The following is a 14,523-nucleotide window of genomic DNA, read 5'->3' as shown; positions in this document are numbered from 1 at the left end:
TAACCTGCCACCTGTCCGACCGTCTCTACTCCCCGTTTGGACAGCGAACAAATGTTCTACAGCCTAATCCGGATTCGTGCGGTAGGCCGGGGGCGATATGCCCCCGGCCGTTTTACCCCGCCGCCCCAGCGGCATAGGCGCCCGAATTGGAGTTCTTTTGTAGCAGGACCAAATACCGATGTCGTTGATTTTGCTCCAGTTAAAAGCTATATGTCTGGAATAGTATCTCTTGTACAATGAGACTTGATTTTGAAAAGCCGCCGATAAGCATAGAGTACCTTACCACAACGCCAATTCGTTATATCGATGCCAATGGCGGAGGCAGTGGTTTTTTCTTCAATCAAAATGGCCATACCTATTTAGTAACTAATAAGCATGTATTATGTCCTGAATTAGAAAATAAACCTACGGAAATTGGAATACGATTACGGGATAGATCCAATTTCAGAAATAGCAACTCACATACAATATCACTATACGAGAATGGTGAACGGAAATGGTTTCAGTTTGATACCGGTCCCAATGGCGAAGAAATAGATATCGCAGTCCTTCCGATCCACCCCAAATTAAGCACGATAGATGATTTAGAAGATAAATCTCATCAATCGGGGAGTATTGCGTTCACTCCAGAGTGTATTGTCCATAAGAACTATTTGATAAGTAATGATGTTCATATTGTCGGCTACCCTGGCGATCTTGTCGATAAATCAACTTGGTATCCAATTCGACGAAATGCCGTCATTGCAAGCGCATATGGTACTCTATTTAATGGAAGTCCCTATTTTCTAACAGATGCACGAATGCATCCAGGTACAAGTGGAAGTCCAATTGTAATGTCAGGTCTTGATCCTGTAACAGGCGGTGATGGAGTCCCTGCAAATCGCCAAAAGTCGGTACTATTACTGGGTATACATTCGGCTACGTTCTATGGAAGCGGATTAGACGAATTTCAGTCAAAAGGGGATTCATCTGACTGTGAGGAGTCTAATCCACCGACAAAATATGAGTTGAATATTGGTTGGTACCCGGAACTAATATGCCGTCTTATCAACTAAAACGAGACTGAAGAATAACAGTATACAACAATAGCGCATGGACTACATCTGGTTTTTCTAATACAGAGTTAGTAGACCGAAGGACCCCCATTTCGTGTGCTTCAACTGGAGATCTGCTGTGCGGAGGTGGGGGTGGGGCGTTGTAATTTTTTGGCGCTGTCGCCTTGGCGACACTCCTAGGCTGGACGCTAGTCTATCTCATCGAAGGGATTACTGAGGTTCTCTCGCATGATGTCACGGCGGCGGTCTTCGCTGGGTAGTTTTTCTCGACGGCAGCCGCACTCGCGCTTCCCTGATACCCGATCACTTCGTCGATTCGTTCTGTAAGCTGTTTGGTCGCCCTCAGGTACGCGTTGTACCAGAACCGTCGTCCCGCTAGATTCTCGAGAGCGACGACCTCAATGCTCGAGCAGTGTCGGGAGATCGTCGAGACGTTATTGACGCGAGTAATGACTCTCAAGGTTACCACTGAGGCAGTCGTTGATATCGACTAGTAATAGATCAAAATTCAGTCCTAAGACGCAGAGCGACTCACGCTACTGTTTTATTAGGTTCCAAGGCCGCTGCGTGTTTCTCGACATCCACATCACCTACCCTATCGACTGTTACTGTATAGCCTTTGTATCGGAATTCAACTTTGGACGGACCCTTCTCAGAGTCACTCGATTGATAGAGCGAGTCAAGTGCGTCCGTGTCAATCGCGTAGTGAATTGGTGGTTTGAGTTCTACCGGTTGAACTCCTTCACGTTTGGCGATTTTCTCTACAATCTTCAGACTAAGTGATTGAATAGTCTGCACAATCACCGTTGCCAGAAACCAACATATAAAACCAGATGTTTCTCTAATGACGTGCGTCAGACAACCGGGTATGAACAGTTTTCATGAAGAAATCTATCATTATAGGAAATCAGTGATTAACGCGAAATAGAATTGCTTATTCAGAAGATAGTATTGATCGGTATTTTCGCCTGTTCGGTCCCGCGGTGATCACCACCTCCATGCCACCGGAGCAATGGTAAACCGCTCGAGCGAGCCATCTTGTCCTGGAGGGTTGTCAGTCCCGATCGCCCATGTGGTCAGTAGACGACAAAACCGTACCAGCCGTCATGTCGCCGGAGTTTTTTGTGGTACTTTCGGTAGACCGTCCAGTTACTGGGTTGGCCGTTGGCGTGTTTGTGCATCGTCGACATGTCTGTGACCGTCTCGTGTTTCGCTTCGTCGAGTCCAGCCGCCGGCACCAACTGGAGTGCGTCGCGGACCTCGAGGTCTGACAAAGGCTGCTGGTTACTCATCATGATCACTCACCGAGTGGATAATAGATTAACCAACACGATCATGGATTCGGCTACCGTGTTGGTTAACACGAGGTGACAGCCGATGTCCTACGAGCCACCGACCCCACCAGCAGACCTCCCGACGGATCTGGTTGACACCCTCAATGAGTGCGGTCCAGAATGCCTCCGACACGCTGCCCGCTACGCCGAAGAGTTGGCTGAACACAAAGAACGAGAGTCCCCGCCTTGCCGAAGAATCGGATGAGGACAAGAGCGAGGAACGACCTGACGACCTCCCGGACGACGTTCCGTCAAAGGCCACGATCACGGTCAAAGAGATCAACGACAATCGCTACTACTGGCAGTGGCGGGATGGAGAGAAGGTGCGGTCTCAATACAAAGGCCCAGTGAACGCTGACGAGTAGGCAGATTCCCCCAAACGTTCATCAGTGATAGCATTTCTAATGGCAGACATAGGATAAGCTAGAGAGGGTGTCATAGAACATTTGACATGGTCGGTGTGAGGTGAGTAATCAGCTGGTTGACTGCGGAAAATAGTGTCCAAACCTGGTGCTACTCTTAACAGAGATCGCTATGCGGCAGGTGTGTGAACTCTTCTATGACACTCTCAGCCACCACAAGAAAAATGCGATAAGTCCCCTTATAGTTAAATACTCAAATCACGACATATCGGTTGTGACGCCCAACGAAAACGACCACGTCACCCGCGTCCCGACAGTCGAGGTACAGAGCCCCACAGGCAGTTTCAATGTGAACTCTCTCGTGAATGGACGAGATGACAATGATCCGTTCTCCGAGCTAGTCAGCAATGGTACTAGAGACAGTGTTCTAGATGGCACTGAGCCAACCACCGTGCCGACTGGCGACGAGCAATCCCCTAACCTCGCCGACCTTGGTAAAAACCTTCTTGCCGGGTATGCTGACTGGAAGGGGGGGCGAGTCGAGCATGATCCACACGACGACCCACTTCGATACCTCTGGAACGACGCGCCAGAACTAATCATTGCTGCTGCAGTCGCCGGGTATCTATCATACGAGGGAGCTCAGGGACTCGGTAGCCTAGTCTCAGCTGGTTCTACGACCGACGACACCGATTCACCGGCTCAGCCTCGGCTGTCCCTCGAAAATCGGCCATATCGGGTGTTCGTGAGTCATTCATGGAAATATTCTGAACAGCGCGAACGAATCGAGAAGTTCCTCGATGATGAAGACCGGCTTGACTGGCAGAACTTCAGCGTTCCAGAGGACGACCCGCTGGAGTTCGAGGATACGAATGATCTTCGGCAACAACTATACCAGCAGGTTCGGCAGGCGAATGTCGTCGTCGTTATTGCTGGGATGTATGTCTCATACAGTGAATGGATCGAAGAGGAAATCGAGATGGCAAAACACTTTCAGAAGCCCGTTATAGGAGTGCAGCCGAATGGGAATGAGCGGCTCCCTGCGTCGGTAAGGGCGGCTGCGGACGAGATCGTTGGTTGGCGTCAGCGGTCTATCGTGAACGCGATTGCGAAACATGGCTAAGGAAGGCGCGACCGGACAAGAGCCTGTATCAGGCTCAAAGACGACATCTGACGATTCCCGCCCTACACGCGATGAGACGCTCATCGATCAGTACACACACTACGCAGGGAGTGCCATGGCTGTGTCCGACCGAAGACTTCAGACGAATCGGTTTTACGTCTCACTCCTCTCGGGGATTTTGGTCATAATCACGTTTATCGCCCAAGGACCGCTTTCGCGTGCCCAGCAGATCGGTTTGGTTGCAGTAGGTCTGCTTGGCGTCTGTCTCTGTGGACTCTGGTATCAAACAGTAGATTCTCATCGTCGACTGAACCAGGCGAAATACGAGATCCTCCACGAGATGGAATCAGACCTTGCGTATCCAGTATATCAACAGGAGTGGGAGAAGTTAGGACCGACCGGAGCGACCGAAGCAAATCACACCCGATTTCCTCGAATCAAAATGCTCGGAGAGGTTCTTTGGGATATCGCACGTAACACCGACGATGTCCAGTACTACGAGCAAACGACAGTAGAGAAGACTATTGCCGCACTTCTGGCACTCCTGTACGTTCTTCTTACGATGTACGCGGGCGGCTTGATAGTGTATACTATAATGGTATAGGGACTGAAATCGTTTCTCAACCCCTTCGCGCTTCTGACGTGGAGCACCGACGTTCAGGAGAAGTCGATAACTTCCGTTCGTGGTCGGTCAGCTTGGTCCGGACGCCACAGCCGCTCCGAACGAAGCCAGCTGTGGCGGCCTCGATAGTCGCTGTTTCGAGGACGTGGTCGGGAGCACTCGAGGAGATCGCGACGGTCTTGAGCCGGCGATCGTCGTCACTGCGAGGTGGTCGGCGTACTCGTCGCGGAAACTGTCAGCCGCTGCTTTCGATCCGAACTCGATTGGCTCCGTCATCAGTAAGATCGGGTAATATAGCGGGCGAGCCGACAGTTCTTGAGCATCCGCGAGTGGCCGTCATAACCGCCGATCAGCTCACTGTTGTCGAGTGGTGAGCGCTCGAGGACATCCTCGAGGTCGGGCGTGACAGGCCACGATTTCTGGCCCGCTGGCGTGTCAACCCAGATGACCGGCCAGTCGTCGTGACGGTACCAGCCCGCGGTGTCCGGTCCGCAGGTGAGTCGCATCGCCCTCGCGAAGGCGATCACGAGGAGATTCCGGTCCTGGTAAACGTCGTCGAGAGTCTTTCTCATCAGTCGGTGGCGGGTTGTCTGCACCCATACTCGGATGGGACTCTCGTACGAGTGATAGCGGTCGAGAATATCATAGTTTCATACTTTTTAGACCAGTTTTAAACAGATTCAGGACCAGTTTAAAACGTAGTCATGCCGATCCATCAGTTGGTACAAGTTGGTCGTACGTCGGGCGGTGTTGTGCTCCCGAAGAGCGAGGTTCGGGCACTCGGTTGTGTTGGCGAGGATGGTAACGTGAAGAGCCACCCCATGCGAATAACGCAGACAGACGATGCTACATCGGAGGTATCGTTGATCGATCCAAATGACTTCCCAGACGCGGAGGCGGAAGTGTGAATTCCACCACGTAAGATCCTCTTTTTCGTTACCAGGGCAAACTGTTATCTCCAAGAGGTCTGTCGATATCGAGAGATAATTATCATAAGAGAAACAGACTGTTCAGTATGACTGATATCGCCAATATCTTCCTCGCTCCCTGTAGCAGAGAGCAGAAGACAGGTACGTATCGGCATTTTCAGGAGACGATCTTGGATGGTGTTGATCCATCTGAATACACTGAAATCCCAGATTTCGATTTAGACAAAGTCTCTGTCTGGGGAGTTGTGAGCGGTAATCAGTCACACTGGGAAAAGATGGAACCTGGCGATCGAGTCCTATTCTATACGAAGAGGAAGAGTTACACTCACGCTGCAACGGTTCTGTCGAAGCAAGAGAACAATTCACTTGCTGAGAAACTGTGGACATCGTACGATGAAGGTCGACGTGTGGAGGATCTGGACGAAGAGTGGCCGTACATCTTCTATCTCACTGATGTCGAACGCGTCGATATTCCTTCAGAGGCTCTACATGGCAATATCGGTTGGAAGGCGTTCTATCCTCAGAGCTTTACTCGCCTCACTGAAAATCGAAAAGGACGGCTAGTGGATAAGTACGGCAGCCTCACCGAAGCCCTTCGACAGCATGCTAAGAACGAGACGGGAAAAGCACCGGAAGAGATCAGCAAAGAAACTGAGAACCTCCTCACAGAACAGGCTCCACCGGAACTGACTGAATCTACGACAGAATACACGGAGACAGAACGCCGGATCCGTTCTTCGGCATTTCGACGTGCAGTTCTGGACGCATATGATGAGACGTGCGCCGTCTGCGGAGCGCAACGGAAATCACCTGCTGGTAATCCCGAGGTCAAGGCAGCTCACATCTATCCGAAGAGTGAAGATGGAAGTGACGATGTCCGAAATAGACTGGCACTTTGTAAATTCCATCACTGGCCCTTCGATACCGGTTGGATTTCGACTAACGACGATCTCGAGGTGATCGTCCGTACTGAACCAAGCACCGAAACATATGATGAGCTTGCGAGTTACAATGGATATTCCCTCTATCTCCCACAAGAATCGAACCATCATCCGCATCAAATCTTCATCCGTGAACATCGGAGACTGCACGGGTTTGAGAAAGTGTAGAAGAATCTCTTAGTTCTCAATCGGTGATAAGTGGTCTGTCCAATAAAATGGCGCCAATAAAATGGCTCTATATCTCTTGGAGGTATTAGGTTGTGAAAGCCTATTCTTTCACTCCTCTATTTTGATTGACTGCTCGTGTTTATTTTGGAATACAGTCCTTATTCAACTCAATTGCCGTCGGTAATTCGCTTCAATAATGTCGTTTTTCGTCCCTGTTTCTTGTACTGAAATATCGTCGAAATCTACTCCAGCAAATTCATCGTCATCGAACGCGATCAATTCACAGATTTCTTTTACGAGATGAGTCCGGTTTGCTGTGACAGCCTCGTAAGTCCAATCACTGCGTAAGTCCTCCAGTTCTTCCTCTAATTCTTCTAACTCCTGGTCGATTTCTTCTTTAAGATCTGTTTTAGTATCGGCCTCTACTTGTATATCTTCGGCAACTTCAACCCAGTCTGCTTCACTATCATCCAGGTCTATCTGATTGAGTTTTAAACACCTCTCAATCATATCAGTTTTTCCGGAGAAAATATCCCCACATATATATTCACTTGTTCTGAGGTCGCAAAATCCATCTGTTCCTAAATACTCTCGTGCCTTAATGTCAAACAGTTTATTACCGATACTGAGATTCTCCTGTGAGCGAAGAAGAGTGAGATTGCCCAAATCACGTTCATACTTGGCTGCAATTTCTTCCAAGATCTCATCTTTTTCGTCCTCGATGAAACTGGATATCATCTCTTGGAGTTCTCTATTTTCCTCCTCAGTCCGGAAGAAGTATTTGAACCAAGCATATTCATCATCACTATTTGAGCGGATTGGTGTTCGTGGGAAAACATGTTCTAGATGAACGATATCGTCATTTATATTGAGTCTGCGGAGGATCAGTTGCTTCTCCTCTTCATCAGCAAAATTCGCGGATACTATCTTTCGAAGCACCTGTTTGCCCCATTGGGTCCGCCAATCCGACTGGCAAAGGGCTTCGACTAAATTAGCACCAACTGCACTTGGATCGTCCGACTCGATATCTGTTAACTTCTGAATGATGTCTCCCTCTAGTCCATTCTCCTGATATTCACCAATGGCATTCGCGTATGCACGATCTCTCGTGTGTGTATCCATCGTTGCGAACTTCCGAATCGCCATTGACTCAATCGCTTCTAACAACTCTTCCAACAGATGTTGCTGCCCAGTATTCCCATTGTCAATGTCATAATAGACACCAACGACAAGTGGTTCCCAGATACTGGTGTCAGCATTGTAAAGACGTGTAATAATCCGGTTAGATTTCTGTTCAATTTGTTCGTCTCCATCCTCACCCAAACCTATCCCACGATTATTGACGTCTGTGATATCTTTGTAATAGCTAGCATATTCTTCGAGTTCATCTATGAAAGTTTCCGCATCATCGACACTAGTAAGTCGACTATCGAGCTTAGCCTCAGAGTTGTCTTCGGGGTCACGAACGAACGCTTCCAGTAGATGGTCTTTCAACTCACCTCTTGAACTGGCCTCTCCTTTTACCACGAAGTAAGTTCGCAGAAACTCGATAATCCGCTCATTCCCAAATTGAGAAACGATATTTTCCCATTTCTCGACGTATTCATCTCTATTATTGCTGCCGCGGAAACAGGCGACGATTCGCGTCCGCATAACATCTGCCTTCTTCAACTCCATCCCTCGGTCATTCAGAATTTCGAAGATCCGCATTAGGAGTCTCGGCTGGTCGTTCTGTACCTCGAAGTACCCAACCTCAAAGCTATGAAGAATGTAGTTTTTGATGTTTACGATTGCGTATGCCTTCTGAGTTGACGAATAATCCGATAACCGGCTTGTTAGTTCGTCTTCAAAGTATTCATATGCCTCCATAAGGTTCTGATTAGAATCACTGATTTCTACCTTATTGGAGAGCAGCGACCGACCTAAATCAGAATCGGGATCGATAATCGGTTTTTCCACTTCCTCTTCTGCCTCTTCTTGGCGGGATTTTACCTTCGATAATTGGTTTGATGTTAGATTTGGTCTTAGTGTTTCGTCGTCTAAGTCATCGTAATAATCTGGATCATCGAGTGCAGACAGGTAGGATTCTTTGGAGATACCGAATATATCGAGATAGTTCTTAATCCTGATTGCGTCATATTTAGTATTCCCGTGTACTCGATCGCAGGTCAAGAGATACTCGAGTAGGTCATCTTCCTCTCCCATCATAGAATTGAAAAATTCTTTGTGATGCCGATTCGGTATAAGAGATGGCTTCGTTTCTACTCCTGCAGAGACGTCTCGGTAAACCTGATTTTCAATCGCTGCTGCTTCGCTACTGAATTCACGCATTAGATCCGTATCATCCTCTGTACACGCGTACAACTCATCAGCCATAATTTTGAATAGAATAGTAAGCGTCGTTATCCGCTGTTGACCGTCGATAATATCAAAAATAACATCAAGTTCCTCTTCTCCGACTTCCTCCCCATCTCGCTCCGCAAAGAACATTGAGCCGAAAAAAGTATCTGCAACTTGTGTCTCAGCAACATTTTCATCAGCATCAAATAACTCTTCAATTTCACCCCAGAGATCACTCCAGTTTTCTTCTTCCCACTCATATCCTCGCTGGTAGTCTGGAATCCGAAAGTCGCTATCAAAGAAAGTGGAAAGTGTGTACTTTTCAATTTTCACAGCCCGATGAGTGACATCTCTAATTATATGGCCTGCAGGAATCTGGTTGTCTCCCTCTGCCTCCCCTGTGAATCTGAGAATGTTATTAGCAATCGCAGGTGGCATGGTTTCCGCGACGCATTCTGTTCAGATATAATTACCCTTCTTCTGTTCTAACCGTAGTTTCAATTCGATTCCGTCCGCGAACCCGGTCTTCGAGGACGGTCGACTACCTCGAGTACATTTGTTCTGCTCTGTCAATCAGTTTTTGGTTAAATTCGTCTCCATTACGCCCATGATGGACCCATCGATGGCAGTTCGGACAGAGCGCGATCACATTCTTTGGGTGATCTACCCCACTGCGTCGGTGAAGGTGGTGGACCTCAAGAAAGGGTTCCCAGCATCATAAGAAACGGAGCATCGTCGCCACAACCTTGACACACCGTTAGCGACTCGGAGCGCGTATTTTCTAACGATCTCTGACCGCGGATACGTGGTTCGAGATCGCGATTCGCTTGTCGTTCGGCCTTCGCCGCTCACACTCGCCTCGGCCTGATCGTACAGTTCGTCTACGGAGATGTCATCGAGGCTCGTGACTCCAGTATCGATTTCTACACCACCGGCGGGGACGAACTCGAATCGAACTGCATCGCGCACATTGTCGCTCCGATCTGGGAGATGCATTCAGTGATGGTCTTCGTATTCAAACTGACCGACGTAGGACACTTCCCACGCACCTTCGCCACTTTCGAAAACATGGATCTCATCGTTATTTTCTTCGTGATCCCGGATTGCTGTATTTCCGGCGTCCATCGTCATGTCTCCGTCACGTTCTTCGCCGGTATAGAGTAGCCTCCCATCATTGAGCAGTTCGTCGTCATATCCGTGCCATTCCCCGGACTGTTTCTCTGATTCTATTCATGGATCGATGCTGTTAAACGAATAAAAGCAGGCAGAATTCTCGATTTCGAGTTTATCAAAACTAAATCCGAGACACCCCGTGGACAGCCGCCGTCTTCAGATACCCATCCAAGACTGTCTGCTGAGGAGTCTGCCGAGACTGCTCGGGGGGATGGATACCCACGACTAGCCAATCCACATGACACCACGCGCGCTCGAGGATTTTGACGCTACTACAACTGATCAAAGACGTCCAGAAAATCCACAGACAATGACCAATTGTTCAACGATAGTCCGCTATCACCGCTCAATCGATCGCCAAAGCCTGGCTAAAGACTAATGCCTGTGCCATTATTGTAAGAAGGGAAGAGTATCAGTATCAGTCAACTCGAAGGGAGATATGTTGGTCACTATGATTTCTGATGCCACTGTCCTATGGGCAGAGTCGCTGTTGATCGCCCGTTCGGCAGTGACGTCGACAACACGAAACGGATCAGGGATTTTATTCGCAGTATACAGGGACTTTGCTGAGATGGAATTGGTGATCAGTACGCGCGCCCCTTTTTTATGAAGTCGAACTGCAAGATTCCGGAGATCATCTTGTTCTTCAGATGCATATCCCTTTTTATTATATTGCGAGAAGTTGGACCCGCCAGACAATTTTTGGTAAGGAGGGTCAAAATAAACTAAGTCGTTATCTGTTACCATCTCCTCGATCCGCATAAAGTCCCCCGATTTGATTGTCGCAGACTGCAGGGCTTTATGAGCTTGACGGATCTGGTCCGGTTGAACACTTGGATCTGTTTTTTGTCTCCCGTAAGGAACGTTGAAATCCCCCTCTTCATTTTCTCGATATAGGCCATTGAAACAGGTCTGATTCAAATAATAAAAGAGCCCTGCTTGGCGAAGAAGGAGATCAGGACATTTGGCATTCTGAGGAATTTCATTGAACTCTGTTCGTCGCTCGTAGTAGAGTTCCTCAGAATGCTTCCGGATCAGTTCGCTAATTACCCCGATCAATTCCTCAGGTCGTTGTTGTACCTGTGTGTAGAAGTTAACGAGCCGAGAGTTCACATCACTCAAGTAAGCATTGGATGGTTCAAGCTCAAAGAATAGAGCGCCGCCGCCTACAAATGGTTCAAAATAACGGTCAAATCGGTTTTCGGAGGGTACACGGGGGAGAATTTCATCTAACATTTGTCTTTTCCCACCCGCCCACTTTAGAACTGGTTTAGCCATGTATTACCTCGAATGTCAGAACACGGTCCATTCGGAATTTACTGATCATATTTGCGGGAGTTTGTACAATCGTGATCATTAATCGATCAAAGACTCGAGGTGGTGCTTCAACTCTTCCCAGACAACCTCGTCTGCTTCGTTAGAAGAGAGGTCAAGTGAGCGACAAATTTTGTTTCGTTCACACTCTAAAAGTCTTGCAACTTGTTCCTCATCAGAACCACGATCAAGGACCAAGTATATTTCTGCGCATCCATTTTCCTCTTCCTCTGAAACCGTCTTTTTCGAGGTCGCTACATTGCTCGAGGAATTAGCAGAGATTGTTTTTTGCATGACATCGTCTGTCAACTCTTCAAAAGTTGCGGGAACCCCCTGTGGAGATTCGTTTACTAATTCCAAGTTGTCATCAGAGTTTTGGTTGACATACCGTTCATACGTTGGACGCCCCCATGCTTCTAACTCGTCAATATAGATGATTCCTTCAGCAATATGCCGTCGTGCCAACTCTTTGATTTGGCCAACTGTTTGGAAAGGCTCTTCAACCACTGAATCAGGTGGCACAGTCGTTACTTCAGTGAGTGTGTCAATATCTCTTTCACATTCCGTTTCGAGTTGTAAGGTATAGGCAGGGAGTTTTGATGATTTAAACGCTGCATCACATCTAATTCGCAGTGCAGCATGTGCTATTGCGGCATCATGGATAGATTTAATTTCTGAGAGATCGGTATCTGGTCGGTGATTTGTTCCAACCCTCTCTCGCCCGCGATAATCATGAATGATAGGTGATCCATTATTAACTGCTTGATCATGAGTGGAATTATAGGGTTCTACGAAGGCTCTGGGCACCTTGTCTGCGTCAAGAAGGTAATATGGTTCAACCGTTCGGCGCAGCCAATTATATACGCCGCGTGTGGTCTCAGTGCCACGCATAATTGGGTTGTATCGGTCGATCGTAGATTTTTGAGTGTCCCACGGGAGTAATCGACCATCTGCCTCCGTCTCAATTTCCACAATAACTTTCAGCCGTTCGTGGCGAGCCATAAACTTCCCAATTCCCTCTGGTCCGTTCCCAAATCCGCCAACTTCATTTCTCAGACCGGATGCGATCTTTCGCTGTTGGCAGTAGATGTCCGTACCAACGTTATCAGCCGTCTTTTTTCTCAGTAGACCAACAGTGATCGAAACAGAAACTGGTTTATTAGATTCTGGATGGTCTATCTCAATATTTTCGTAGCGTCGTGGTGCCAAGCCATCAAATGGTGTATATGACCATTCTGGGAGACCCTCCGCTGTAACTGGCGTACCATTGACAGTTATTTTAAGATTATAATTTGTATCTTTGATGCTCTGGAAGTCGTCGGATAAAAAGCAATTATATGCTTGTCCGAGTGCAGAACACAAATTTTCCGTATTTTCTTTAGTCCAATTATAATTTAGGTCTTCAATCCGAATTTCTGTCGTTCCTGGGCTAATATCTCTGTCTGGGTGAATATTCACTGACCAGTCAGTGTCATCTTCAAACCATTCTTCCGTGATTCTATATGTCCATCCAACATCTTCATCCTCATGGCATGAGCGGATCTGAAACGGAATCCCAAGGTTGACGAGACTCTTTTTTGCACCTACTCCGAATGTCCCAATCAAACCGCGAGAGTCGCCTTTGGCAGTCTGTCCTAAACCGAAAAGCATAGACGAGTCCTTACGACGGACACCGCCCGTATCATCTCGGATTAGTAGTTCTGTTCTCTTATCCTTCTCTTCCGTGGAAATCTCAAGATGAGCAGATCCCGATTGATTCTTATTTCTCTTCCACGCATCTATCGAGTTATCGCAAAGTTCTAGGCAAGCAGACTCCAAAGTCACGTCCGATTTCAGCGCTTTGAGCGTATCCTTTGTTGGAAGGAGTTGAGCTCGCTGCTGAGCCAGATCTTGCGCTGTCTGCTGAGTCACATACTATTTGCTCGATCCTAGACTCATAAATATATCGGGCTGTTTCCGGTGGCCGCTTCTGAATAGTCTTATCCTCTCTTCTATCCTCCCAAAATATTCAATCAAAAATTGAATACGCCTGCACTACCGGTTTGGTCGTAGTTAGTAAGAATAACATCTGTTTCTCCAATATCAGTGCGGTTTTCTGAAACGCTATTAATCATTCGAGACCCCTCTAATCGATCAATTTCAAACCGGTCCAGAACCCCCGTTTCTTCGTAGATATTCATAACAGCTTCTGAAGGGGCATTTGTAATCATTACATAGACTCCTTGTGAGTCCAGTTTGAGCGCAAATTCAGCAAGTTCTTTTTGGCGATCAAGACCGAATCCTGCAGGGTGATAATCTTGAAAACCATCCTCGTTAGGACCGGCCGGGTAAGGTGGATCGAGGAAGACTAAGTCGTTCTGACTCGGTAATTCAAGGACTTGTGCGAAATCTCCTGATGAAATAGTAGTACTGCTTAATACACGGTGAGCCTCATGAATCCGGTTTTCAAGAAATGCTATTTTTGTCCACTGACGTCCAAGTGGGACATTAAAATCACCTTCTTGATTAGATCTATAAAGTCCGTTCCAACAGGTTCTATTAAGGAACAAGAACAAAACGGCTTCGCGAAGTGGATCTTTACATTCTCCATTAGAATTCCGTAGATCGTTGAATTCTTCACGCTTCGTTTCGTAAAACTCGGTTCTGTAGGTTTCCGACGACTTGGGCTCATCCGGAAGTTCCCTTTTGGACATATTGTTGGAATCTCCGTACTCATCTAATGTTCGCTGTCGTTGTGATACAAGCGCCTCAAACTCTCTATCTAATTCCTTGTTTTTCGATATTACTTGGGAGGGTGAATTCTGAATCTGTGAATAGAAATTCATGAGACGAGGATTGACATCACTGATGTACCCATTTGAAGGTTCCAAAGAGAAAAACACACTTCCTCCACCAAAGAAAGGTTCAAAATATGCGTCAAATTCCATTTTTGGTGGCAGGTGGTGCAGGATTTTATCGAGGTATTGTCTTTTTCCCCCTGCCCATCGAAGAATGGGTTCGGCCATAAAGCGAATAGAGAAGGCGCGATTAAAACTCGTTTGATATAGAGTTGTTCTTATCGTTCACATATTTTATATCCGCTACATTTATTTGGAGTGAGTTGAGTTGATTAGTCATCAGTAACAGATGTCATTGATAGACACGAATAAACAAACCTTATTT

10 protein-coding genes and 4 pseudogenes are annotated in these 14,523 nt (G+C 47.3%); 5 read left to right on the top strand and 9 right to left on the bottom strand.

Features of this window, described 5'->3' with window-relative positions; all coding sequences use genetic code 11:
- The first annotated feature begins 236 nt into the window (after positions 1-236).
- On the top strand, positions 237-1,055 hold the full coding sequence (locus GCU68_RS17085; RefSeq protein ID WP_152943821.1) for a S1 family peptidase: 819 nt from the start codon (positions 237-239) through the stop codon (positions 1,053-1,055).
- Between the two features lie 531 nt (positions 1,056-1,586).
- Here the strand turns inward: GCU68_RS17085 and GCU68_RS22135 are convergent.
- Both GCU68_RS22135 and GCU68_RS17080 read right to left on the bottom strand, forming a co-directional pair.
- The gene (locus tag GCU68_RS22135) at positions 1,587-1,853 is read right to left on the bottom strand and encodes a HalOD1 output domain-containing protein (protein WP_161991517.1); all 267 of its coding nucleotides are present in this window, start codon (positions 1,851-1,853) and stop codon (positions 1,587-1,589) included.
- A 140-nt stretch (positions 1,854-1,993) separates the two neighbouring features.
- A pseudogene (locus GCU68_RS17080) lies at positions 1,994-2,242 on the bottom strand (hypothetical protein); the annotation flags it as partial.
- 190 nt (positions 2,243-2,432) lie between these two features.
- Between GCU68_RS17080 and GCU68_RS17075 the strand changes: the two are divergent.
- The 3 genes and pseudogenes from GCU68_RS17075 to GCU68_RS17065 all read left to right on the top strand — a co-directional run bounded on the left by GCU68_RS17075 (position 2,433) and on the right by GCU68_RS17065 (position 4,478).
- Positions 2,433-2,754 (top strand): annotated as a pseudogene (locus GCU68_RS17075) (hypothetical protein).
- Between the two features lie 169 nt (positions 2,755-2,923).
- Complete coding sequence (locus tag GCU68_RS21710) at positions 2,924-3,874, top strand: TIR domain-containing protein (RefSeq protein ID WP_227015028.1); 951 nt, start codon at positions 2,924-2,926, stop codon at positions 3,872-3,874.
- Entirely contained in the window at positions 3,867-4,478 is a 612-nt protein-coding gene (locus GCU68_RS17065; RefSeq protein ID WP_152943820.1) for a RipA family octameric membrane protein, read from the top strand. The genes GCU68_RS21710 and GCU68_RS17065 overlap by 8 nt, the downstream gene beginning before the upstream one ends.
- 293 nt (positions 4,479-4,771) lie before the next feature.
- Here the strand turns inward: GCU68_RS17065 and GCU68_RS17055 are convergent.
- Positions 4,772-5,096 (bottom strand): annotated as a pseudogene (locus GCU68_RS17055) (hypothetical protein).
- Between the two features lie 415 nt (positions 5,097-5,511).
- On the opposite strand from GCU68_RS17055, the gene GCU68_RS17045 reads away from it, so the two are divergent.
- Positions 5,512-6,534 carry an HNH endonuclease gene (locus tag GCU68_RS17045; protein WP_152943818.1) on the top strand — a complete coding sequence of 341 codons (1,023 nt, stop codon included), beginning with the start codon at positions 5,512-5,514 and terminating at the stop codon, positions 6,532-6,534.
- 162 nt (positions 6,535-6,696) lie between these two features.
- On the opposite strand, the gene GCU68_RS17040 is transcribed toward GCU68_RS17045, so the two are convergent.
- The 6 genes and pseudogenes from GCU68_RS17040 to GCU68_RS17020 form a co-directional block, all read right to left on the bottom strand.
- Complete coding sequence (locus GCU68_RS17040) at positions 6,697-9,312, bottom strand: DUF262 domain-containing protein (RefSeq protein WP_152943817.1); 2,616 nt, start codon at positions 9,310-9,312, stop codon at positions 6,697-6,699.
- Between the two features lie 103 nt (positions 9,313-9,415).
- Positions 9,416-9,538, bottom strand: a pseudogene (locus GCU68_RS21705) (HNH endonuclease); the annotation flags it as partial.
- 332 nt (positions 9,539-9,870) lie between these two features.
- Positions 9,871-10,005 (bottom strand): hypothetical protein, encoded by a 135-nt coding sequence (locus tag GCU68_RS22015; RefSeq protein WP_264373489.1) that lies wholly within the window; start codon positions 10,003-10,005, stop codon positions 9,871-9,873.
- 432 nt (positions 10,006-10,437) lie between these two features.
- Positions 10,438-11,325: a DNA adenine methylase gene (locus GCU68_RS17030; RefSeq protein ID WP_152943816.1), complete on the bottom strand. Its 888-nt coding sequence runs from the start codon at positions 11,323-11,325 to the stop codon at positions 10,438-10,440.
- Between the two features lie 78 nt (positions 11,326-11,403).
- Positions 11,404-13,272 (bottom strand): ATP-binding protein, encoded by a 1,869-nt coding sequence (locus tag GCU68_RS17025; RefSeq protein ID WP_152943815.1) that lies wholly within the window; start codon positions 13,270-13,272, stop codon positions 11,404-11,406.
- Positions 13,273-13,373: 101 nt separating this feature from the next.
- Positions 13,374-14,366 (bottom strand): DNA adenine methylase, encoded by a 993-nt coding sequence (locus GCU68_RS17020; RefSeq protein WP_152943814.1) that lies wholly within the window; start codon positions 14,364-14,366, stop codon positions 13,374-13,376.
- Between the last annotated feature and the right edge of the window lie 157 nt (positions 14,367-14,523).

This window comes from Natronorubrum aibiense (assembly GCF_009392895.1).
GTDB classification, from domain to species: domain Archaea; phylum Halobacteriota; class Halobacteria; order Halobacteriales; family Natrialbaceae; genus Natronorubrum; species Natronorubrum aibiense.
The sequence above is the reverse complement of the archived record's forward strand: the minus strand, read 5'-3'. Positions and strand labels throughout refer to the sequence as shown.